Annotated in this window: 17 protein-coding genes; 14 read left to right on the top strand and 3 right to left on the bottom strand. The window is 66.4% G+C overall.

What is annotated here, in order from left to right; translation table 11 throughout:
- The 11 genes from trbE (at position 1) to KUD94_RS03705 (ending at position 11,305) form a co-directional block, all read left to right on the top strand.
- Positions 1–2,460: a conjugal transfer protein TrbE gene (trbE, locus tag KUD94_RS03755; protein ID WP_094437507.1), complete on the top strand. Its 2,460-nt coding sequence runs from the start codon at positions 1–3 to the stop codon at positions 2,458–2,460.
- Positions 2,457–3,212 (top strand): P-type conjugative transfer protein TrbJ, encoded by a 756-nt coding sequence (trbJ, locus tag KUD94_RS03750; RefSeq protein ID WP_094437506.1) that lies wholly within the window; start codon positions 2,457–2,459, stop codon positions 3,210–3,212. The genes trbE and trbJ overlap by 4 nt, the downstream gene beginning before the upstream one ends.
- Positions 3,213–3,224: 12 nt before the next feature.
- The gene (gene trbL / locus KUD94_RS03745; protein ID WP_094437505.1) at positions 3,225–4,586 is read left to right on the top strand and encodes a P-type conjugative transfer protein TrbL; all 1,362 of its coding nucleotides are present in this window, start codon (positions 3,225–3,227) and stop codon (positions 4,584–4,586) included.
- A 32-nt stretch (positions 4,587–4,618) separates the two neighbouring features.
- On the top strand, positions 4,619–5,323 hold the full coding sequence (gene trbF, locus KUD94_RS03740; protein WP_094437504.1) for a conjugal transfer protein TrbF: 705 nt from the start codon (positions 4,619–4,621) through the stop codon (positions 5,321–5,323).
- Positions 5,320–6,333: a P-type conjugative transfer protein TrbG gene (gene trbG, locus KUD94_RS03735; RefSeq protein WP_094437503.1), complete on the top strand. Its 1,014-nt coding sequence runs from the start codon at positions 5,320–5,322 to the stop codon at positions 6,331–6,333. The genes trbF and trbG overlap by 4 nt, the downstream gene beginning before the upstream one ends.
- 2 nt (positions 6,334–6,335) lie before the next feature.
- Complete coding sequence (locus KUD94_RS03730) at positions 6,336–7,619, top strand: TrbI/VirB10 family protein (RefSeq protein ID WP_094437502.1); 1,284 nt, start codon at positions 6,336–6,338, stop codon at positions 7,617–7,619.
- Entirely contained in the window at positions 7,616–7,837 is a 222-nt protein-coding gene (locus KUD94_RS03725) for a DUF2274 domain-containing protein (RefSeq protein WP_094437501.1), read from the top strand. Before KUD94_RS03730 ends, KUD94_RS03725 begins: the two co-directional genes overlap by 4 nt.
- Before the next feature lie 627 nt (positions 7,838–8,464).
- Positions 8,465–9,370 (top strand): cysteine synthase CysM, encoded by a 906-nt coding sequence (cysM, locus tag KUD94_RS03720; protein ID WP_218238536.1) that lies wholly within the window; start codon positions 8,465–8,467, stop codon positions 9,368–9,370.
- 5 nt (positions 9,371–9,375) lie between these two features.
- Positions 9,376–9,927: an NUDIX domain-containing protein gene (locus KUD94_RS03715; protein WP_218238535.1), complete on the top strand. Its 552-nt coding sequence runs from the start codon at positions 9,376–9,378 to the stop codon at positions 9,925–9,927.
- Positions 9,928–9,941: 14 nt separating this feature from the next.
- Entirely contained in the window at positions 9,942–10,169 is a 228-nt protein-coding gene (locus KUD94_RS03710) for a sulfurtransferase TusA family protein (protein ID WP_146911083.1), read from the top strand.
- A 311-nt stretch (positions 10,170–10,480) separates the two neighbouring features.
- Positions 10,481–11,305: an HDOD domain-containing protein gene (locus tag KUD94_RS03705; RefSeq protein ID WP_218238534.1), complete on the top strand. Its 825-nt coding sequence runs from the start codon at positions 10,481–10,483 to the stop codon at positions 11,303–11,305.
- Positions 11,306–11,371: 66 nt separating this feature from the next.
- Here the strand turns inward: KUD94_RS03705 and lpdA are convergent, their stop codons facing one another.
- From lpdA to aceE, 3 genes are read right to left on the bottom strand one after another with little or no spacing between them, the layout of a single operon-like run.
- On the bottom strand, positions 11,372–13,201 hold the full coding sequence (lpdA, locus tag KUD94_RS03700) for a dihydrolipoyl dehydrogenase (RefSeq protein ID WP_218238533.1): 1,830 nt from the start codon (positions 13,199–13,201) through the stop codon (positions 11,372–11,374).
- Between the two features lie 12 nt (positions 13,202–13,213).
- The gene (gene aceF / locus KUD94_RS03695; protein ID WP_218238532.1) at positions 13,214–14,902 is read right to left on the bottom strand and encodes a dihydrolipoyllysine-residue acetyltransferase; all 1,689 of its coding nucleotides are present in this window, start codon (positions 14,900–14,902) and stop codon (positions 13,214–13,216) included.
- A gap of 15 nt (positions 14,903–14,917) precedes the next feature.
- Positions 14,918–17,617, bottom strand: coding sequence for a pyruvate dehydrogenase (acetyl-transferring), homodimeric type (gene aceE, locus KUD94_RS03690; protein WP_218238531.1), 2,700 nt, complete (start codon positions 17,615–17,617; stop codon positions 14,918–14,920).
- A gap of 162 nt (positions 17,618–17,779) precedes the next feature.
- Here aceE and KUD94_RS03685 point away from each other — a divergent pair, with 162 nt between their 5' ends.
- The 3 genes from KUD94_RS03685 (at position 17,780) to KUD94_RS03675 (ending at position 21,860) form a co-directional block, all read left to right on the top strand.
- Positions 17,780–20,302 carry a PAS domain S-box protein gene (locus tag KUD94_RS03685; protein WP_218238530.1) on the top strand — a complete coding sequence of 841 codons (2,523 nt, stop codon included), beginning with the start codon at positions 17,780–17,782 and terminating at the stop codon, positions 20,300–20,302.
- An 11-nt stretch (positions 20,303–20,313) separates the two neighbouring features.
- A complete protein-coding gene (locus KUD94_RS03680; RefSeq protein ID WP_304516290.1) occupies positions 20,314–20,943 on the top strand; it encodes a response regulator transcription factor in 630 nt (209 codons plus the stop codon).
- Positions 20,944–21,005: 62 nt separating this feature from the next.
- A complete protein-coding gene (locus tag KUD94_RS03675) occupies positions 21,006–21,860 on the top strand; it encodes a bifunctional methylenetetrahydrofolate dehydrogenase/methenyltetrahydrofolate cyclohydrolase (RefSeq protein WP_218238529.1) in 855 nt (284 codons plus the stop codon).
- Positions 21,861–21,883: the final 23 nt, after the last annotated feature.

Here is a 21,883-nt window from a genome sequence, read left to right as displayed (position 1 = left end):
ATGCTGAACCTTGCCGAATACCGCCAGCGGCCCGCGCTGCTGGCCGACTGGCTGCCCTGGGCCGGGCTGGTCGCGCCGGGTGTCGTCTTGAACAAGGACGGCAGCTTCCAGCGCACGGCGCGGTTTCGCGGACCTGACCTCGACAGTGCCACGCAAGGCGAGTTGATCGCCACGTCGGCGCGCTTGAACAACGCGCTGCGCCGGCTGGGTTCGGGCTGGGCGCTGTTCATCGAAGCCGAGCGCCGCGCTGCCGCTGACTATCCGCACTCGGAGTTCCCCGAGCCGCTGTCGTGGCTGGTCGATGAAGAGCGCCGCGCCGCCTTCGAGGAATCGGGCAACCACTTCGAGAGCGGCTACCACCTGACGCTGCAATGCCTGCCTGCGGAGGAATCCCGCGCCCGCGCAGCGAGGATGCTGTACGAGAACAAGCCAACCGAAGGCGTGGACTGGCGCGAGCGATTGCAAGCCTTCCAGGCGGAAACGGATCGTGTCTTCGACCTGCTCAATGGCGTGATGCCGGAAATCGCGTGGCTCGATGACGGGCAGACGCTGACCTACTTGCACGCCACGGTTTCCACGCGGCGCTATCGGGTGAACGTGCCGGAGGTGCCATTTCACCTGGATGCGCTGCTGGCCGATGCACCGCTGATCGGCGGCCTGGCGCCCATGCTGGGCGACGAGCACCTGCGCGTGGCGACGGTGCGGGGCTTCCCGACCTCGACCTGGCCGGGGATTCTGGACGACCTCAACCGCCTGGGCTTCGCGTATCGCTGGAGCACCCGCTTTCTCTGCCTCGACAAAGCCGATGCAGAAAAAGAGCTTGCCCGCCTGCGCCGCCAGTGGTTCGCCAAGCGCAAGAACGTCATCGCGCTGCTGCGCGAAACCATCTTCCAGCAGGAAAGCCCGCTGGTCGATACCGACGCCAGCAACAAGGCGGCGGATGCCGATGCCGCCCTGCAGGAACTGGGCAGCGATCAGGTGGCCTTCGGCTACGTCACCGCCACGGTGACGGTGCTCGATGCCGATCCCGCCGTGGCCGACGAGAAGCTGCGCATGGTGGAGCGCGCCATCCAGGGGCGCGGCTTCGTCACCATCCCCGAAACGCTCAATGCCGTGGATGCGTGGTTGTCCTCGCTTCCGGGCCACGCCTACGCCAATGTGCGCCAGCCCATCGTCTCGACGCTGAACCTGGCGCACCTGATGCCCGTGTCCGCCGTGTGGGCTGGACTGGAGAAGAACGATCACCTCGACGGCCCGCCGTTGATCGTCACGCGCACCGATGGCGCCACGCCGTTCCGGCTGGTGACGCACATCGGCGACGTGGGCCACACGCTGGTCGCTGGGCCGACTGGCATGGGCAAGTCGGTCTTGCTTGCCACCCTGGCGATGCAGTTCCGCCGCTATCGGGGCTCGCGCATCTTTGCCTTCGACATGGGGCGCTCGATGCGCGCCACGATCTTGGGCCTCGGCGGCGAGCACTACGACCTTGGGCTGGATGGCGAGATCGCTTTCCAGCCCTTGGCACGCATCGACCGTGACGGCTACCGCACCTGGGCCGCCGAATGGATCGAAGGCCGATTGCGGCACGAAGGCGTGGCAGTCGGCCCGGACGAGAAGGCGGCCATCTGGTCGGCGCTGCAAAGCCTTGCCGGTGCGCCGGTGGAGCAGCGCACGATGACCGGGCTGTCCGTGCTGTTGCAGAGCAATGCGCTGCGCCAGGCGCTCGCGCCCTATGTGCTCGGCGGCGCCCACGGCAAGCTGCTGGACGCCGACCACGACCGGCTGGGCATGGCCGACGTGCAGTGCTTCGAGATGGAGGAGCTGATGCACAGCAAGGCCGCCGTCATGGCCGTGCTGCATTACCTCTTTGCGCGCTTCGACGAGCGGTTTGACGGTGCGCCCACGCTACTGATCCTCGATGAAGCATGGCTGTTCCTTGATGACCCGGTGTTTGCCGCGCGCATCCGGCAGTGGCTCAAGACGCTGCGCAAGAAAAACGTCAGCGTCATCTTCGCCACGCAGAGCCTTGCCGACATCAAGGATTCGAGCATCGCGTCGGCCATCATCGAAAGCTGCGCGAGCCGCATCTTCCTGCCCAACCCGCAGGCGACCGAGCCGCAGATTCGCACGATCTACGAAGGTTTCGGCCTGAACTCACGGCAGATCGAAATCGTCGCCACCGCGCAGCCCAAGCGCGACCACTACTACCAATCCCGTCTCGGCAATCGCCTGTTCGACCTCGACCTGGGGCCGGCAACGCTGGCCTTCGCGGGCGCTTCCACGCCGCAAGACCAGCGTGACATGGACGCGGTGCTCGCTGCGGTCGATGCCGACTCCGCTTCTTCCCCGTTCGCAGCCGCGTGGCTGCGCCATCGCAGCCTCGATTGGGCGGCCGAGCTGCTGCGTGACTTCCCCGGCACGCCGCCCATCCCCACCCATCCGCAGGAGAACCAACCATGAAAACCCATGCTCCCAAGCTCGCAGCATTGACCGCCGCCTGCGTGCTCGCCTTCGGCATCGCGCAGCCCGCGCACGCGCTGTTCGGCGTCGGCGACATCGTGCTCGACCCGACCAATCTGGTGCAGAACACGCTCACTGCCGTTCGCACGCTGGAACAAATCAACAACCAGATCCGCCAGCTCCAGAACGAAGCGCAGATGCTCATCAACCAGGCGCGCAACCTGGCCAGCCTGCCGTCCAGCGTGGTGGGCCAGTTGCGCGCGAACCTGGCGACCACCCAGCGCCTCATCGCGCAGGCCAAGGGTCTGGCCTACGACGTGACGAGCATCGACCGCGAGTTCGCGCGCCTGTATCCCGAAAAGTACACCGCTATGGTAAGCGGCAATCAGATGTACCTCGATACGCAGGAGCGTTGGAAGAACACGCTCAACGGCTTGCAGACCACCATGCAGATGCAGGCGCAGGCGTCGCAGAACCTGAGCGACGACGAAAGCGTGCTGGCCGACCTTGTGGGCAAGAGCCAGTCGGCGGAAGGCGCGTTGCAGGCGATGCAGTCCATGAACCAGCTGCTGGCCCTGCAGGCCAAGCAGTCGATCCAGACGCAGCGGCTGCAGATCACGCAGGACCGGGCGGCCTCGCTGGAGCTGGCGCGGCAAGCGGCGGCGACTGAGCGGGGTAGGGAGGTGACGCGCCGATTCCTTGGCAACGGCACCGCATACACGCCCACGAGCGTCAACTTCTACGGCAACTGACGCGGCCGGGTCATGAACGACGTGACGGTCATCGACCGCTTCCTCGACACCTTCTCGCGCTACATCGACTCGGGCTTCGGGCTGGTGCAGGGGGAGGTGGCGTTTCTGACCGCCACGCTGATCGTGATCGACATGACCCTGGCCGGGCTGTTCTGGGCGATGGGGCATGCCAGCGGGCAGGGCGAGGACGTGATCGCCAAGCTGCTGCGCAAGGTCCTGTACGTCGGTGCCTTCGCCTACATCATCGGCAACTTCAACTGGCTGGCCGGCATCGTGTTCCGCTCGTTCGCGGGCCTGGGCCTGACGGCCAGCGGCTCGACCTTGAGTATGGAGAACTTCCTGCAACCGGGCAGGCTGGCCAAGGTCGGCATCGACGCCGGGGCGCCGATCCTCAAGCAGATCGGCGACATGGCGGGATTCCCCGAGGTGTTCGTGAACATCACGCCCATCGTCGTGATGTTCCTCGCCTGGCTGATCGTCTTGCTGTGCTTCTTCGTGCTGGCCATCCAGCTTTTCATCACGCTGATCGAGTTCAAGCTGACGACGCTCGCGGGCTTCGTGCTGGTGCCGTTCGCCCTCTGGAACAAGACCGCGTTCCTCGCCGAAAAGGTCTTGGGCAACGTGGTGTCGTCGGGTATCAAGGTGCTGGTGCTGGCCGTCATCGTCGGCATCGGCTCGGGCCTGTTCGCCGAGTTCCAGGTGCAGCCGGCAGAGCCGTCCATCGACCATTCGGTCGTCGTCATGCTGGCCTCGCTGACCCTGCTGGCGCTGGGCATCTTCGGGCCGGGCATTGCGACCGGGCTGGTGTCGGGCGGCCCGCAGCTCGGCGCGGGCGCGATGGCCGGTGCCGCGCTGGGCGCGGCCGGCGCTGCGGTTGCCGTGGGCGCAGCGGCCACGGGTGTCGGTGGCGCGGTCGCGGCCGGGGCACGCATGGCGCCGGCTGCCGCCAAGCTGGCCGGCAGCGGCGCGCGTGCCGCCACGTCGGCGGCCAGCAGCGCCCGGTCGGCCTTCCAGGCCGGCTCCGCTGCAGCCGGTGGCGGTGCCAAGGGCGCGATGGCCGGCATGGGCAACGTCGCCAAGACCGGCGCGCAATCGGCCGGGCGCGGTGTGACGTCCCGCGCCTCCACCGCCGGCCAGAAGGTGGCCGATTCCTTCCGTGCCGGATGGAACGGCTCTACAGCCGACGAAGGCGCTGCCAATGCCGCCGCTTCTGGCGAAGCCGCCAGCCCGAAGGCACCGGAGCAACCAGCCTGGGCCAAGCGCCTGCACCGACGACAGCAACTCACCCATGCCGCGACGACCGCCGCCCACACGCTGCGCGGTGGCGATGGCGGCAGCTCCAGCCAGGGGCCGAGCTTGCGCGACGACGGATGACCTTCGATTCCTGATCTTCAAGGAGAACACCCATGCGATTCAAACGCCCACAGGTGCGTTATGCCGATACCCCGCAGCCTGCGACCCCATATCAATCTGCTGCCCAAGTGTGGGACGAGCGTATCGGCTCGTCCCGCGTGCAGGCGAAGAACTGGCGCTTGATGGCCTTCGGCTGCCTCGCACTCGCGCTGCTGATGGCCGGTGGCCTGGTCTGGCGCTCGGCGCAGTCCATCGTCACGCCCTACGTGGTGGAGGTAGACAACGCGGGCCAGGTGCGCGCGGTCGGCGAAGCCGCTACGCCGTACCGGCCCAACGATGCCCAGGTGGCCTACCACCTGGGCCGCTTCATCGGCCTGGTGCGATCGCTCTCCATCGACCCCATCGTGGTGCGGCAGAACTGGCTCGATGCCTACAACTACACCACCGACAAGGGCGCCGTGGTGCTCAACGACTACGCCCGCGTGAACGATCCGTTCGCGCGCATCGGCAAGGAGTCGGTGACGGTGCAGATCACCAGCGTGACCCGTGCCAGCGACACGTCTTTCAACGTGCGCTGGACGGAGACGCGCTACGTCAACGGCGCGCTGGACCGCATCGAACGCTGGAACGCGGTGATTTCCATCGTGCAGCAGACCCCGCGCACCGAGCAGCGCCTGCGCAAGAACCCCTTGGGCATCTACGTCAACGGGCTGTCGTGGAGCCGCGAACTGGAAGGAAACGAAGGAGCAAAACCATGAATGCGATTTTCCGTAGATCCGCCTTGCCGCTGATCTTGCTGGCATCCAGCGTCTTGTTCTCGGGCTGCGCCACGCAGGGCAAGCCGCCGCCGACCATCTCGCTCGATGAGCCGGTGCAGGCAACCCCCTTGCCCGAGCCGCCGAAGCCGGTAGAGGTTGTCGCAGTGCCCCAGGTGTTGCCGATGCCGGCGCAGTTGAAGCCCGCACCAGAAACAGCGGATGCCAAGCCCACGCCGGAGCCTACTGATGAGACGGTGCGCGTTTCGCGTGCCAATGCCGAGGCGCGTGTCGCTCCCACGCGCGAGGGCTACGTCAATGCGATTCAGGTGTGGCCGTTCACCGATGGCGCGCTGTATCAGGTCTATGCGGCCGTGGGCCGCGTGACCGTGGTTGCGCTCCAGCCGGGCGAGGAGCTGGTGACGGTGGCCGCTGGCGATACCGTGCGCTGGATCGTGGGCGATACCGCGAGCGGCAGCGGCGAGGCGCTGCGCGTCAACGTGATGGTCAAGCCCATCCGCTCGGGCCTGAAGACCAATCTCGTCATCACCACCAGCCGCAGGACGTATCTGCTGGAGTTGACATCGACCGAGAAAACGTGGATGGCGTCGGTGTCCTGGGAGTATCCCAAGGACAAGATGCTGGCCTTGCAGCGCCAGGCACAGGCGGCGAGCAGCGCCGCGCCGGTCGATACCGGGCTGTCGCTGGAGAAGATCCGCTTCCGCTATGCGGTCAGCGGCAGCACCCCGCCGTGGAAGCCGCTGCGCGCCTTCGATGATGGCGAGAAGGTCTACATCCAGTTTCCGCCGGGCATCGCGCAAGGCGAGCTGCCGCCGCTGTTTGTCATTGGCGCGCAGGGCGATGGGCAACTGGTGAACTACCGTTTCCGCTCGCCGTACTACATCGTGGATCGGCTGTTCGGCGCAGCCGAACTGCGCCTGGGCGGTGATGGCGGCGACGTGGTGCGGATCGAGCGCACGGACGGCGTTTCGAGCGGCACGCGGAGGAACTGACCATGAGCCAGGATGACATTTCCGACCATGCCGCCCCGCAGGCCGACAAGGTGGCACCCGAGGCGGTGGCGTTGCGCGCCCAGCCGCGCCCGGTTACGCGCCTGAACCGGCGCACGCTGGCCATCCTCGCCGGCAGCCTGTCGGTTGCCGTGCTCGGCGCGCTGATGTGGTCGTTGCAACCGCATCGGCGTGGCGTAGGCGAGCAGACCGAGCTTTACAACGTGGATCGCGTCTCGAAGTCCGAAGGGCTGGATGGCCTGCCGTCGGACTACTCGAAGCTGCCGGCGAAGGTGCCGGAACTGGGGCCGCCCCTGCCGGGCGACCTCGGCCCGGCCATCGTGGCCTCGCAGCAGCCGGCCACACCCACCTATGCGCCGCCAGGCCATGACCCGGATGATGCACGGCGCAAGGAAGCCGATGCCGCGGCGGCTTCGTCGGTGTTCTTCCGTTCGAGTCAGCAGGGCAAGGCCGGTGCGCCGGCAACTGCGCAAGTCGCGGCGGCAGGCCCGGTATCGGCCTTGGCGGGTTTCGATCCGCTCGCCGCCGGGCCGGCCTCGACGGCGGCACAAACTCAACAGTCCGCGTCTGACCCGACCGCTGTGCAAAACCGGCAAGACCAGAAAGAGGCTTTCCTGAAAGGCGGTTCTACGGAAACCCGCAATTCCGGGAATCTGGCGCTGCCTACCTCGCCATACCAGGTGATGGCGGGCACTGTGATCGCCGGCGCGCTGGTGACCGGCATCAAGTCCGACCTGCCGGGCGACGTGATCAGCACGGTGACGGAGCCAGTCTACGACACTGCCACGGGCAAGTTCCTGTTGATCCCGCAAGGCTCGCGCATCCTGGGCAAGTACAACAGCCAGGTGAGCTATGGGCAGAGCCGCGTGCAGGTGGTGTGGAACCGCATCATCCTGCCCGACACGTCTTCGCTGAAGCTCGACAACCTCGCGGGCGCCGATCCGGCCGGCTATGCCGGCCTGGAGGATGGGGTCGATTGGCATTGGGATCGTGTTTTTGCCGGCGCGGCGCTGACCACGCTGCTGGGCGTGGGCGCCGAACTGGCCGCGCCGCAGAACCGGCAGGACGGCAATCGCATCGTGATTGCCGGTCAAGGCAGTCTGCAGGACAGCGTGAACCACGTGGGGCAGGAGTTGACCCGACGCAACATGAACATCCAGCCAACGCTGACCGAGCGGCCCGGCCTGCCGGTTCGCATCATCGTCAACCGCGATCTGGTGCTGCGACCGTACCAGCCGCTGTTCTTCAACCGGGGAGCAATGCGATGAGCACGATTAGGAAGCTGCGGCTCGGACCGCTGCCGAAACTGGAATCCACGAAGCTGACCTTCGCGTGCCCGGCCGGTTTGAAGGCTGACCTTGACCGCTACGCTGCGCTGCACGCGCAGACTTACGGTGAGGCGGTCGATGCGGCGACGCTGATTCCGCACATGCTGGAGGCGTTCATGGCGGGGGATCGAGGATTCAAGCGAGTAGGCAGGAAATGAAAGAGCCGCCTCTGCGAACAGAGGCGGCTCTTCTGGATTGGTGCCCGAGGCCGGAATCGAACCGGCACGCCTTGCGGCGGGGGATTTTCTTCCCACTTCGGCTTTCGCCGCCGCCATTTCCGAAGAAACGACGTTCGTGGGCTGGAGCACGCCTTCACCATAGCCTTTCGGCCTTAGGTGCCCGCCGTCTGCTCTCTACACCTTCCGAGGAGCCTTTCGGCTCCAGGGCTTGGCTCGGTATTAGCTCGGACTTGCGTCCAGGGCCTTCGCCGAGTTTGACGGGCTTCACCTCTGGGGTTTCCCCCGGAGGGCTCAAATTTGGTCTGAGTCCCCTGCGTCTACCAATTTCACCACTCGGGCATGACGCGATGCTACTTCAACTACCTACTACTCTTCGCTTGGAGCTAGCTTACATCGTCCTAGCTCCTAGCTGGCTCCTGGTTCAAAATGCTGGCATTTCGCTCAAGAGCCGATTTATCCCTCAATTCCTTATCCCACGCGACTTTGCAGACGGTAGACTCAAGCAAGACCTACGTAGAAGTCCCTATTTTTGAGTCCCCTGCGTCTACCAATTTCACCACCCGGGCCATTTTCGGGAAGCCGCAAATTATGGCACAGTAGCCACATATGACAGACCATCCGACCATAGAAAGCACCATAGGCCACACGCCTCTGGTGGCCTTGAGGCGCCTGGGCGCCGCAGTCTGGCGCGAGCGCGGCAACACGCTGCTGGCCAAGCTCGAGGGCAACAACCCCGCAGGTTCGGTCAAGGACCGCGCGGCGTTTGCGATGATCGACGGCGCCGAGCAGCGCGGCGAGATCGAGCCCGGCGACACCTTGATCGAGGCCACTTCGGGCAACACCGGCATCGCGCTCGCCATGGTCGCCGCGATCAAGGGTTACCGCATGGTGCTGGTGATGCCCGAAGACTTGTCGGTAGAGCGCGCCCAGACCATGAAGGCCTACGGCGCCGAGCTGGTGCTCACGCCCAAGAGTGGCGGCATGGAATACGCGCGCGACCTGGCCCAGCAGATGGCCGAGCAGGGCAAGGGCAGGGTGCTCGACCAGTTCGCCAACGAAGACAATCCGCGCGCCCACTACGAAACCACCGGCCCCGAGATCTGGCAGCAGAGCGCCGGGCGCGTCACCCATTTCGTCAGCGCCATGGGCACGACCGGCACCATCACCGGCGTCGGGCGTTATCTGCGCGAGAAAAACCCCGCAGTGCACATCATCGGCGCCGAGCCGACCGAGGGTTCGCGCATTCCGGGCATACGCAAGTGGCCCGAGGAGTACCTGCCTCGCATCTACCGCCCGGAGCTGGTCGACGAGCTGGTGTCGGTATCGCAGAGCGACGCCGAAGACATGGCGCGCCAGATGGCCGCGCAAGAGGGCATCTTCGCGGGCATTTCCTCGGCCGGCGCCGCCTGGGTCGCGCAGCAGATCGCGGCCCGCGTGGAAAACGCCACCATCGTCTTCATCGTCTGCGACCGCGGCGACCGTTACCTCTCCACCGGCGTCTTTCCCGCCTGAAAATCATGCCTGACGAGATGCGCTTTTGCCCGCAATGCGCCGGGCCGCTGGCGCCGATTGCGCAGCTGGAAGACAGCGGCGAGAAGGTGCGGCTGCGCTGCGCCGCCTGCGGCTGGACGCACTGGAACAACCCGGTGCCGGTGCTGGCTGCCATCGTGCAAGTGGGCGAGAAGATCCTGCTGGCGCGCAACGCCGCCTGGCCGCCCAAGATGTTCGCGCTGATCACCGGCTTCATGGAAGCCGGCGAAAGCCCCGAGCAAGGCATCGCGCGCGAGCTCAAGGAAGAAACCAACCTGGACGCGCTGCAGATCCGGCTCGTGGGCGTCTACGAGTTTCTGCGCATGAACCAGGTCATCATTGCCTACCACGTGCACGCCCAGGGCGAGGTCCGCCTGTCGCCCGAGCTGCTGGACTACCGCCTGATGGAGCCGCGCGAACTCAAATGCTGGCCGGCCGGTACCGGCTATGCGCTGGCCGACTGGCTGCGCAGCCAAGGCCACGAGCCGGTGTTCTTCACCGACGAGGAAAACGCCGAACGCCGGCGCGGCCTGGATTGAAGCAAGGAAGCAAGATGAACATAGACAGCGAACTCGATGCGCGCGGCCTGAACTGCCCGCTGCCCATCCTCAAGGCCAAGAAGGCGCTGACCCAGATGTTCAGCGGCCAGATCCTCAAGGTCGTCGCGACCGATCCCGGCTCGCTGCGCGACTTTCAGGCCTTCGCCCGCCAGACCGGCAACGAACTCGTCGAGCAGAAAACCGAGGGCGAGGAGTTCATCCACATCCTGCGCCGGCGCTGAGCGCGAACCTCCGGGCGTGCCGGCACGGCGGCTCATGAACACCCCGGTGCGCCCGAATGCGCGGCGTTGCGACGAAGTTGCAAGGATGCAACTGACCGCCTGGCATGTTTTATACAATGTATATTATGTTAAATGGACTGCGGAGGATGCGCGACTTCTGGTTTCCGGCGCGCTAGGCTGCCTTCGCGATCGTCGTGATCGTCGCGCTGGCAGCTGCCCGCCGTGCTCGGCGACGCACGTCGTCGTTGTCCAGACTGGGGATAATGCCCTCGACCAATGCCCGCAATGGATCAGCGCCTCGGATTGCCCGGATGGACTTGAACGACCTGCTGCAGACCGAATGCACGCTGCCCAGTCTGCCGCGGGCAGTGGCCTTGCTGACGACGGAGCTGGCGCGCCCAGAGCCGAGTCTGCGGCGCATCAACCAGTTTTTCCTGACCGATCCGGCGCTGGCGGCTCGCTTGCTGCGCGAGGTGAACGTGCGCTCGCATCCGCTGTCGGGCACCGTGGGCAGCGTGCCTGAAGCGATCGTGCTGCTCGATCTGCCGCAGCTGCGCGCCTTCGTGACCCAGGCCTTCCTCGGCACGACGGCGGGTTCGGTGCCTGGCATCAACCTGCAGCATTTCTGGCGCTACAGCCTCAATACCGCGCGACTGGCGCGCTCGCTCGCCGGCATCGTGCACCGCAACCAGACGCTGGCCTATAGCGCTGGCCTGCTGCATGGTCTAGGTGAGCTGGTGCTGCACCTGCGCAACCCCGCGCAAAGCCATGCGCTCAGCCGCACGGTGGCGCCGCTGGACTTGCGCCGCTCGCGCCACGAGAGCCGCTTGTGGGGCTACAGCTATGCCGCCGTGAGCGCGCGCCTGGCGCGCCAATGGCGCCTGCCGGCCGTGCTGGTCGACGCGCTGCGCTACCACTGCGCGCCGTTCGACGAAGAGGTCTATGAGCCGCTGGCGGCCATCCTGCACCTGGCGGCCTGGCGCGCCCGCGCACGTGAAGGGGGCCTGGGCGAGCGCGAACTGGCCGCGACCTTTCCGGGCGAGGTCGGCGTGGTGCTGGACATGGACATCGACACCGTGCTGCAGCAAGACCCGATCGACTGGAAGGCGCAGGCCAACGGCGACGATCTGGTCTGAGCCCCGCCGCCGCCCTGCCCTCGCAAGCCGGCCCGCGCGGCAAAGCCTGGCAGGGCGAGGCCGCGCTCAGCGCCGCTGCGGCGGCAGGTCGGTGCAGGCGCCGTGCGCGGCCTCGGCCGCCATGCCTATGCTTTCGCCCAGCGTCGGGTGCGGATGGATGGTGGCGCCAATGTCCACGCTGTCCGCGCCCATCTCGATGGCCAGGGCGATTTCGCCAATCATGTCGCCCGCATGCGTGCCGACGATGCCGCCGCCCAGGATGCGCTGGGTTTCGGCGTCGAACAGCAGCTTGGTAAAGCCTTCATCGCGCCCGTTGGCGATCGCCCGCCCCGATGCGGCCCAGGGGAACAGGCCCTTGGTCACCTTGATGCCTTCGGCCTTGGCCTGGTCTTCGGTCAGGCCGACCCAGGCGACTTCCGGGTCGGTGTAGGCCACGCTCGGAATCACGCGCGCGTTGAACGCGGCCTTGGCGAGTTTTTCGTCGCCCAGCAACTCGCCGGCGATGACCTCGGCGGCCACGTGCGCCTCGTGCACCGCCTTGTGCGCCAGCATGGGCTGGCCGACGATGTCGCCGATGGCGAAGATGTGCGCTACGTTGGTGCGCATCTGGATGTCGACGCTGATGAAGCCGCGATCGGTGACCGCGACGCCGGCCTGCTGGGCGCCGATCTTCTTGCCGTTGGGGCTGCGGCCCACGGCCTGCAAGACCAGGTCGTAGGTCTGGGGCTCGGGGGCGCTGCCGCCCTCCTCGGCCGGTGCAAACGTGACCTTGATGCCTTCGGGCGTGGCCTCGGCCGCGACGGTCTTGGTCTTGAGCATGATGTGGTCAAAGCGCTTGGCGTTCATCTTCTGCCAGACCTTGACCAGGTCGCGGTCGGCGCCCTGCATCAGGCCGTCGAGCATTTCCACGACGTCGAGGCGCGCGCCCAGCGTGGAATACACCGTGCCCATCTCCAGGCCGATGATGCCGCCGCCCAGGATCAGCATGCGCTTGGGAACACCCGCCAGCGCCAGCGCGCCAGTGGAATCGACCACGCGCGGATCCTTGGGCATGAAGGGCAGATGCACCGCCTCGCTGCCGGCGGCGATGATGGCGCGCTTGAACTGCACCACCTGCTGCTTGCCGCTCTTCTCATGCCCTGCCCCGCCGGTTTCCTCCACCCGCAGATGCTTGGCGCCGACAAAGCTGCCCAAGCCGCGCAGCACCGTGACCTTGCGCATCTTGGCCATTTGCGCGAGGCCCCCGGTGAGCTTGCCCACCACCTTGTCCTTGTGGCCGCGAAGCTGCTCGATATTGATTTGCGGCGCGCCAAAATCGATGCCGGCGCTCTTGAGATGGCCGACTTCGTCCATCACCGCGGCCACGTGCAAGAGCGCCTTGGACGGGATGCAGCCGACGTTCAGGCACACGCCGCCCAGCGTGGCGTAGCGCTCCACCAGCACCACCTTCAGGCCCAGGTCGGCCGCACGGAAGGCCGCGCTGTAGCCGCCGGGGCCGCCGCCCAGCACCAGCACGTCGCAATCCACGTCGGCGCCGCCAGCGTAGCTGGATGCTGCAGAAGCAGGAGCTGCTTGCGCTTGGCTGGCGGGCGCTGGAGCGGGTTTTGATGCTGAAGTTTCGGCGGCGGCCGGTGCGGGCGCCGGGGCCGGCGCGGCGTCGGCCACCTCCAGCGTGAGCAGCACGCTGCCCTGGCTGACCTTGTCGCCGAGCTTGACTTTGAGCTCCTTGACCACGCCGGCGTGGCTCGACGGGATCTCCATCGAAGCCTTGTCCGACTCGACGGTGACCAGGCTTTGCTCCGCGCGAATGTGCTCGCCCTCGGCCACCAGTACCTCGATCACGCCCACGTCCTGGAAGTCGCCCAGGTCGGGCACCTTGATGTCCATCACTGCCATCTCAGGCCCCTTTCACAGCAGGATGCGGCGGTAGTCCGCCAGCACCTGGCCCAGATAGGCGTTGAAGCGCGCGGCGGCTGCGCCGTCGATCACCCGATGGTCGTAGGACAGCGACAGCGGCAGCATGAGGCGCGGCGTAAACACCTTGCCGTCCCACACCGGCTTCATCGCGCTGCGAGAGAGGCCAAGGATGGCCACCTCGGGCGCGTTGATGATGGGCGTGAAGTGCGTGCCGCCGATGCCGCCGAGCGAGGAGATCGAGAAGCACCCGCCCTGCATGTCGGCAATGCCCAGCTTGCCACCGCGCGCCTTGGCGGCGAGCTCGGACATTTCCTGGCTGATTTGCAGGATGCCCTTCTGATCCGCGTCCTTGAGCACCGGCACCACGAGGCCATTGGGCGTGTCCGCCGCAAAACCGATGTGGTAGTAGTGCTTGTAGACCAGGTTGTCGCCATCCAGGCTGGTGTTGAACTCGGGGAATTTCTTCAGTGCCGAGACCACCGCCTTGATGACGAAGGCAAGCATGGTCACCTTCACGTCGCTCTTGGCCTTTTCCGCCTCCTTGTTGGTCTGCACGCGGAAGGCTTCGAGCTCGGTGATGTCCGCCTCGTCGTTGTTGGTGACGTGCGGAATCATCACCCAGTTGCGCGCGAGGTTGGCGCCGCTGATCTTCTTGATGCGGCTCAAGGGCTTGGCCTCGATGTCGCCGAACTTGGCAAAGTCCACCTGCGGCCAGGGCAGCAGATCAAGGCCCACGCCCGAGGCGGCGCCCGTGCCAGCCGCAGCCTGCGCCTGGGTGCGCGTGCTGCCTTGCATGACGGCGCGGGTGAAGGCCTGCACGTCTTCCAGGGTGATGCGGCCCTTGGGGCCGCTGCCCTTGACCTCGGCCAGCGGCACGCCAAGCTCGCGCGCGGCTTTGCGCACCGAGGGCGAAGCGTGCGGCAGACCGGCCGTGGAGCCGCCCGGCTGGTGTGCGGGGGCGCTGGGTGCGGGCGTGGCAGCGGCTGCAGGTGCTGGCGAAGCACTGGATGAAGGCGCCGCTGCGGGCGCAGGAGCGGGCGCAGCCGGCGCCGGAGCGCTGGCGCTTGCGGGCGTCGGTGCCGCGGCAGGGGCAGCCGCGCCTTCAAGCACCGCGATCACGTCGCCCACATTGAGCTTGTCACCGAGCTGGACCTTGAGCTCCTTGACCACGCCCGAGGCGGAGGAAGGAATTTCCATCGACGCCTTGTCCGACTCCACGGTGATCAGCGACTGCTCGGTCTTGACCGTATCGCCCACGGCTACCAGCAGCTCGATCACGCCCACGTCCTTGAAGTCGCCGATGTCGGGCACGCGCACCTCGACGCGCGTGGCGGCGGCTGGGGCGGCTGCGGGCTGGGTGGCGGCCGGGGCCGGCGCTGCTGCAGGTTCAGGAGCTGCAGGCGCAGGCGCAGCAGGCGTTTGGGCCTGTTTCTGCTCTGCATCCGCTACCTCGAGCAGCAGGATGACCGAGCCTTGGTCGACCTTGTCGCCGAGCTTGACCTTGAGCTCTTTCACGACACCGGCGTCGCTGGAGGGAATCTCCATCGTCGCCTTGTCCGACTCCACCGTGATCAGGCTTTGCTCGGCCTTGATGGTGTCGCCGGGCTGCACCAGCAACTCGATCACGCCGACGCCGGAAAAATCGCCCATGTCGGGGACTTTGACTTCCTTGATTGCCATGGCCTCGTCCCTCCTTCAGGCGTACAGCGGGTTGGTCTTCTCGGTCTTGATCGCGTACTTCTTGATCGCCGCCGAAACCTGGGCGCGGTCGATCGCGCCCTCGTCGGCCAGTGCGCTGAGCGCGGCCAGCACGATGTAGTGGCGGTCGATCTCGAAGTGCTCGCGCAGGCGGAAGCGAAAGTCGCTGCGCCCGAAGCCGTCCGTGCCCAGCACGGTGAAGCTGCGCCCCTTGGGCAGGTGGGCGCGGATCTGCTCAGGATAGGCCTTGACCCAATCGGTAGAGGCAACCACCGGCCCCGGGTGCTCGGCCAGCTGCTGCGCGACGAAGGGCACGCGCGGCGGCTCATCGGGGTGCAGCAGGTTCCAGCGCTCGGCGTCCACGCCCTCGCGGCCCAGCTCGGTAAAGCTGGGGCAGCTCCAGACGTCGGCTTGCACGCCCCAGTCGCTGGCCAGGAGCTTTTGCGCCTCCAGCGATTCGCGCAAGATGGTGCCGCTGCCCAGCAGCTGCACGCGCTTGTCGCCGGCCGCGCCCGACTGACACAGATACATGCCCTTGAGGATCTGCTCTTCCGTGCCCGGGGTCAGGCCGGGCATGGCGTAGTTCTCGTTGTGGATGGTGATGTAGTAGTACACGTCCTCCTGGCGCTCGATCATGCGTTTCATGCCCTCGTGCATGATGACCGCCACCTCGTGCGCGAACGAAGGGTCGTAGCTGATGCACGACGGAATGCTTGCCGCATGCATCTGGCTGTGGCCATCGCCGTGCTGCAGGCCCTCGCCGTTGAGCGTGGTGCGCCCGGCGGTGCCGCCCAGCAGGAAGCCACGCGCGTGCAGGTCGCCCGCCGCCCAGGCCAGGTCGCCAAAGCGCTGGAACCCGAACATCGAGTAGTAGACGTAGAACGGCACCATGATGCGGTTGCTGGTGCTGTAGCTGGTGGCCGCAGCAATCCAGCTGGACATGCCGCCCAGCTCGTTGATGCCTTCCTGCAGCACCTGGCCGTCGATGGCTTCCTTGTAGTAGGCCACCTCGCCCTTGTCCACCGGCGTGTAGAGCTGGCCGCGCGGGTTGTAGATGCCGATCTGGCGGAACATCCCCTCCATTCCGAAGGTGCGCGCCTCGTCCACCACGATGGGCACCACGCGCGGGCCCAGGGCCTTGTCGCGCAGCAGTTGCACCACCACGCGCACGAAGGCCTGGGTGGTGCTGATCTCGCGCCCTTCGGCCGTGGGGTCGAGCACCGCCTTGAAGGTCTCGAGCGCCGGCACCGTGAAGCTTTCGTCGGACTTCTCTCGCCGCTGCGGCAGATAGCCGCCCAGGGCCTTGCGCTGCGCGTGCAGGTATTGCATCGCGGGCGTGTCGTCGGCCGGCTTGTAGAAGGGGAGCTTTTCCAGTTCGCTGTCGGGCACCGGAATGTTGAAGCGGTCGCGGAAGGCCCGCACCGCGTCGTCCGACAGCTTCTTGATCTGGTGCGCGGGGTTCTTGGCCTGGCCGGCCGCGCCCATGCCGTAGCCCTTGATGGTGCGCACCAGGATGACCGTGGGCTGGCCGGTGTGCTTGACCGCCTCGGCAAACGCGGCATAGACCTTTTGCGAGTCGTGGCCGCCGTGGCGCAGCGCCCAGATCTCGTCGTCGCTCATGTGCTCGACCAGCTTGGCCACGCGCGGATCGCGGCCGAAGAAGTGCTCGCGGATGTAGGCGCCGTCGTGCGCGCGGAAGGTCTGGTAGTCGCCGTCGAGCGTATCCATCATCACCTTCTTGAGCGCGCCGTCCTTGTCGCGCGCGAGCAGCGGATCCCAGCTGCTGCCCCACAGGCATTTGATGACGTTCCAGCCGGCGCCGCGGAATTGCCCTTCGAGCTCCTGGATGATCTTGCCGTTGCCGCGCACCGGGCCGTCCAGGCGCTGCAGGTTGCAGTTGATGACGAAGATCAGGTTGTCGAGGTTCTCGCGCGAGGCCAGGCGGATCGCGCCGGTGCTCTCGGGCTCGTCCATCTCGCCGTCGCCCATGAAGGCCCAGACCTTGCGGTTTTCGGTCTCGGCGATGCCGCGCGCCTGCAGGTATTTGAGAAAACGCGCCTGGTAGATGGCCATCAACGGCCCCAGGCCCATGGAGACCGTCGGGAACTGCCAGAAGCCGGGCATCAACCAGGGGTGCGGGTAGCTGGACAGCCCCTTCTTGTAGCCCACCTCCTGGCGAAAGTGCAGCATCTGGTCTTCGGTGATGCGCCCTTCCAGAAAGGCGCGCGCGTAGATGCCCGGCGAGCTGTGACCCTGAAAATAGACGCAGTCACCGCCGTGGCCTTCGCTCTCGGCATGCCAGAAATGGTTGAAGCCGGCCTCGAACATGTGCGCCACCGAGGCGTAGGAGGCGATATGCCCGCCGAGCGAGCCGCCGTCGTCCACGTGCGCGCGATTGGCGCGCACCACCATGATCATGGAATTCCAGCGCATGTAGGCGCGCAGACGCCCTTCCAGTTCCAGGTTGCCGGGGCTGCGTTGCTCTTCGTCCGGCTCGATCGTGTTCACGTAGCCAGTGGTCGCCGAAAACGGCATGTCGATGGAGTGCTCGCGCGCGTGCTCGAGCAGTTGCTCAAGCAGAAAGTGGGCGCGCTCCGGCCCTTCCTTGTCGATGACCGCGGCCAGCGCGTCCATCCATTCGCGTGTTTCCTGCTCGTCCGTGTCTGTCAGCGCCTGGCTTGGGATGGCGTCACTCATCTCTGGTCTCCTTTACGCAGTGAATGTCAGGATAGATGCCGCAGTGTCGCATATTTTTGGTATTTTTCAAATAGCACGAGTAGGTTTCATAATATGAGATTTATTGAGGAAAACCCTCAGATTTCCGGGGGGTCGCCCAGCGGCTGTCTATAAACTTCACTCATGGTTTCCCCCGGTTCCCGAGCCTCCGCGCTGCCGCTGTCGGTGCAGTCGCCGTCGCGCCACTGGCGCCGCTGGTGGCGTGGTCTGGCGCCGCATCGGCAGGACCGCTTTGCCGCGCTGGCGCCGCTTGCGGCGGTGCTGCTGTTCTTTCTGGCCATCGTCGCCTCGTTCTGGTATTTGCACTCCGAGGAAATCCAGCGTGAGCGCGAAGCCCTGCAGCGCGACGTGGAGTACGCCCAGCAGCGCCTGCGCCTGCGTCTGTCCGAGCGCCAGGAGCAGGTCATGCGCATCGCGCGCGACCTGCCCGGCCAGGGCCTGAACGAAACCGACTTCGCAACGCTCGCTGACCTCTTGATCACCCAATACCCCGAGGTGCAGGCGCTCAGCTGGATAGACGAGACCGGGCGGGTACGCGCAAGCCAGTCGGCGCCCACGCTCACCAGCAGCCAGATACGCCTGGCCGGCGAGATCCTGCGCCCGGGGCCAACGCTGGAGGGCTTTCACCAGGTGCAGCAGCTCGAACAGGCGAGCTACCAGCAGGGGGCGCCGCGCGCCGAAGGGCCGGCGCCGCTGCTGCAACTGCTGGTGCCGCTGAGCGGGGACGAACGTTTTGCCGGCGTGCTGCTGGCCGAATATTCCACCGACAGCCTGCTGCGCTATGGCACACCGAACGAGGTGCTGTCGCGCTACGCGGTGACGCTGCTCAACGTGCGCCATCAGCTGCTGGCGGGCTCGGCGCTGCAGCCGCGCGCACGCCCGCTGCTGCCCTGGGCGCGCGCAAGCAATGCCTACGACGCGCCCATCGTGCTGCCAGGCCTCACGCTGGTGCTGCGCGCGCAGGCCTACCGCACCTCGCTTGGCGTGATCGGCAGCGGCCTGTTCTGGCTCGTGGGCGCGCTCTCCATCATGACCGCCTGGCTGCTGCTGGGCACCTGGCGCCACACGCGCAAGCGCATGCAGGCGCAAGAGGCGCTGGTAGCGGAAACCAACTTTCGCCGCGCGATGGAAAACTCCATCCTCACCGGCATGCGCGCGCTCGACCTGGAGGGGCGCATCACCTACGTGAACGCCGCCTTTTGCCAGATGACCGGCTGGTCGGCCGAAGAGCTCGTGGGCCAGACCCCGCCCTACAGCTATTGGCCCGAGGCCGAACGCAATTCCCAGCAGAGCAAGCTGCACGAAGAGCTGTCGGGGCGCGCCCTGCCCGGCGGCCTGCAGGTGCGCGTGCAGCGCAAGAGCGGCACGGTATTCGATGCGCGCTTGTACGTCTCGCCGCTGATCGACGGGCATGGACGGCACACCGGCTGGATGACCTCGATGACCGACATCACCGAGCCCAACCGCGTGCGCGAGCAGCTCGTGGCCTCGCACGAGCGCTTCACCATCGTCATGGAGTCGCTCGACGCCTCGGTCTCGGTCGCGCCGCTGGGCAGCAAGGAGCTGCTGTTTGCCAACCGGCTGTATCGCCAGTGGTTCGGCTCGCAGACCGATGGCCATCTGCAGCTGGTGATGCAGGCCGGCGTGGTGCACGCGCCCGAGGAGGACGACGAGGACGGCCTGATGGGCCTGCCTAGCCACGCCATGACCCAGGCCAATTCCGACAACGTGGAGATCTACCAGAGCGAGCTGGGCCGCTGGCTGGAGGTGCGCTCACGCTACCTGCACTGGGTGGACGGGCGCTTGGCGCAGATGGTGATTGCCACCGACATCACCGCGCGGCGCAACGCCCAGGAGCTGGCCGCGCACCAGGCCGAGCGCACCCAGTCGGTCAGCCGCCTGATCACCATGGGCGAGATGGCCTCCAGCGTCGCGCACGAACTCAACCAGCCGCTCACCGCCATCAGCAACTACTGCAGCGGCATGATCTCGCGCGTGCAAAGCGGCCAGATCAGCGAGGACGCGCTGCTGGGGGCCCTCAACAAGACGGCGCACCAGGCGCAGCGCGCGGGCCAGATCATCCAGCGCATCCGCGCCTTCGTGAAAAAGAGCGAACCCAACCGCCAACTGGCCAAGGTGACCGAGATGGTGGCCGAGGCGGTGGAGCTGGCCACCATAGAGCTGCGCCGCCACAACGTGCGCCTGACGCACTACGTGGCCGCGCGCCTGCCGCCGGTGATGGCCGACCGCATCCTGATCGAGCAGGTGCTGATCAACCTGATGAAGAACGGCGCCGAGGCGATTGCCCACGCCGGCTGCGCCCCCGCGCGGCGCAGCGTGGAGCTGCGCGTGGTGCCGCGCCAGGTCGACGGCGTGGACGTGATCCAGTTCAGCGTGGAAGACAGCGGCCCGGGCCTGCCCCAGGAGGTGCTGGACCACCTCTTCGAAGCCTTTTATTCCACCAAGAGCGAGGGCATGGGCATGGGGCTGAACCTGTGCCGCAGCATCGTCGAATCGCACCAGGGAAGGCTGCAGGCACAGAACCTCTACAATGGAAAAGAGGTCACGGGGTGCCTGTTCACTTTCTGGTTGCCGCTGGCCGGCGCTGAGAATGCTACTAGCAATTTCGAAGCGATAACGACGTGAAAGGCATGTGCATGAATCTGATGTCTCCGAAAAAAGGCACCGTCTATGTCGTCGATGACGACGAGGCGGTGCGCGATTCGTTGCAGTGGCTGCTCGAGGGCAAGGGCTACCGCGTGCGCTGCTTCGAGTCGGCCGAGACCTTTCTCTCGCGCTACGACCCGCGCGAGGTGGCCTGCCTGATCATCGACGTGCGCATGGCCGGCATGACCGGCCTGGAACTGCAGGACCGCCTGATCGAGCGCAAGTCGCCGCTGCCCATCGTCTTCATCACCGGCCACGGCGACGTGCCCATGGCGGTGGACACCATGAAGAAGGGGGCGCTGGACTTCATCCAGAAGCCCTTCAACGAGAAGGAGCTGTCCGAACTCGTCGAGCGCATGCTGGTGCACGCGCGCGAGAGCTTTGCCGACCACCAGCTCGCCGCCAGCCACGAGGCGCTGATGGCCAAGCTCACCGGGCGCGAATCGCAGGTGCTCGAGCGCATCGTCGCGGGCCGGCTGAACAAGCAGATCGCCGACGACCTGGGCATCAGCATCAAGACGGTGGAGGCGCACCGCGCCAACATCATGGAAAAGCTCGGCGCCAACACCGTGGCCGATCTGCTCAAGATTGCCCTAGGCTCCACGCCCGCCAAGGCCTGATATTTTTGATAGCTTCCAGCGCCCGTGTACAGGGCGTTTGCGGCATATTTCACCACTGATACATGACTGCCACCTTCATCGACGGCAACGCCCTGGCGCGCCAGATCCGCGCGCAGGTAGGCCACCGCACGGCCGCGCTCAAGGCGCGCGGGGCGCAGCCGCAACTGCACATCATCCTGGTCGGCGACGACCCGGCCAGCCAGGTCTATACGCGCCACAAGGTGAGCGACAGCACCGAAACCGGCCTGGCCGCGACGCTGGAGCGCTACCCGGCGGACATGGCCGAGGCGGACTTGCTCGCGCGCATCGCCCAGCTCAATGCCGATGCCGCGGTGCACGGCATCCTGGTGCAACTGCCCCTGCCAGCGCACATGGACGCCCACCAGGTCATCCGCGCGATCGATCCGGCCAAGGACGTGGACGGCTTTCACCTGCAAAACGCGGGCGCGCTGATGACCGGGCTGCCTGGCTTTTGGCCTTGCACGCCGCACGGCTGCATGAAGATGCTCGAATCCATAGGCTATGACCTGCGGGGCAGGCACGCCGTGGTCATCGGGCGCTCCAACATCGTCGGCAAGCCGATGGCGCTGATGCTGCTGCAAAAGGATGCGACGGTCACCCTCTGCCACTCGCGGACGAAAGACCTGAAGGCGCTGACGCTGCAGGCCGACGTGATCGTCGCCGCCGTGGGCAAGCGCGGCGTGCTCACGGCCGACATGGTCAAACCCGGCGCGGTAGTCATCGACGTGGGCATGAACCGCGACGATGCGGGCAAGCTCTGCGGCGACGTGGATTTCGAGCGCGTCAAGGAAGTCGCCGGCTGGATCACCCCGGTGCCCGGCGGAGTCGGACCGATGACGCGCGCCATGCTGCTGGTCAACACCATCGAGGCGGCCGAACGCGCCAGCGGCGCTTGAACTTCGCGCCCGCGGCGCCATTC

This window comes from Comamonas sp. NLF-1-9, assembly GCF_019195435.1.
Classification (GTDB): Bacteria; Pseudomonadota; Gammaproteobacteria; order Burkholderiales; family Burkholderiaceae_C; genus Comamonas_C.
Note: the sequence above shows the minus strand (reverse complement) of the source record. Positions and strands in the feature narration are given on the sequence as shown.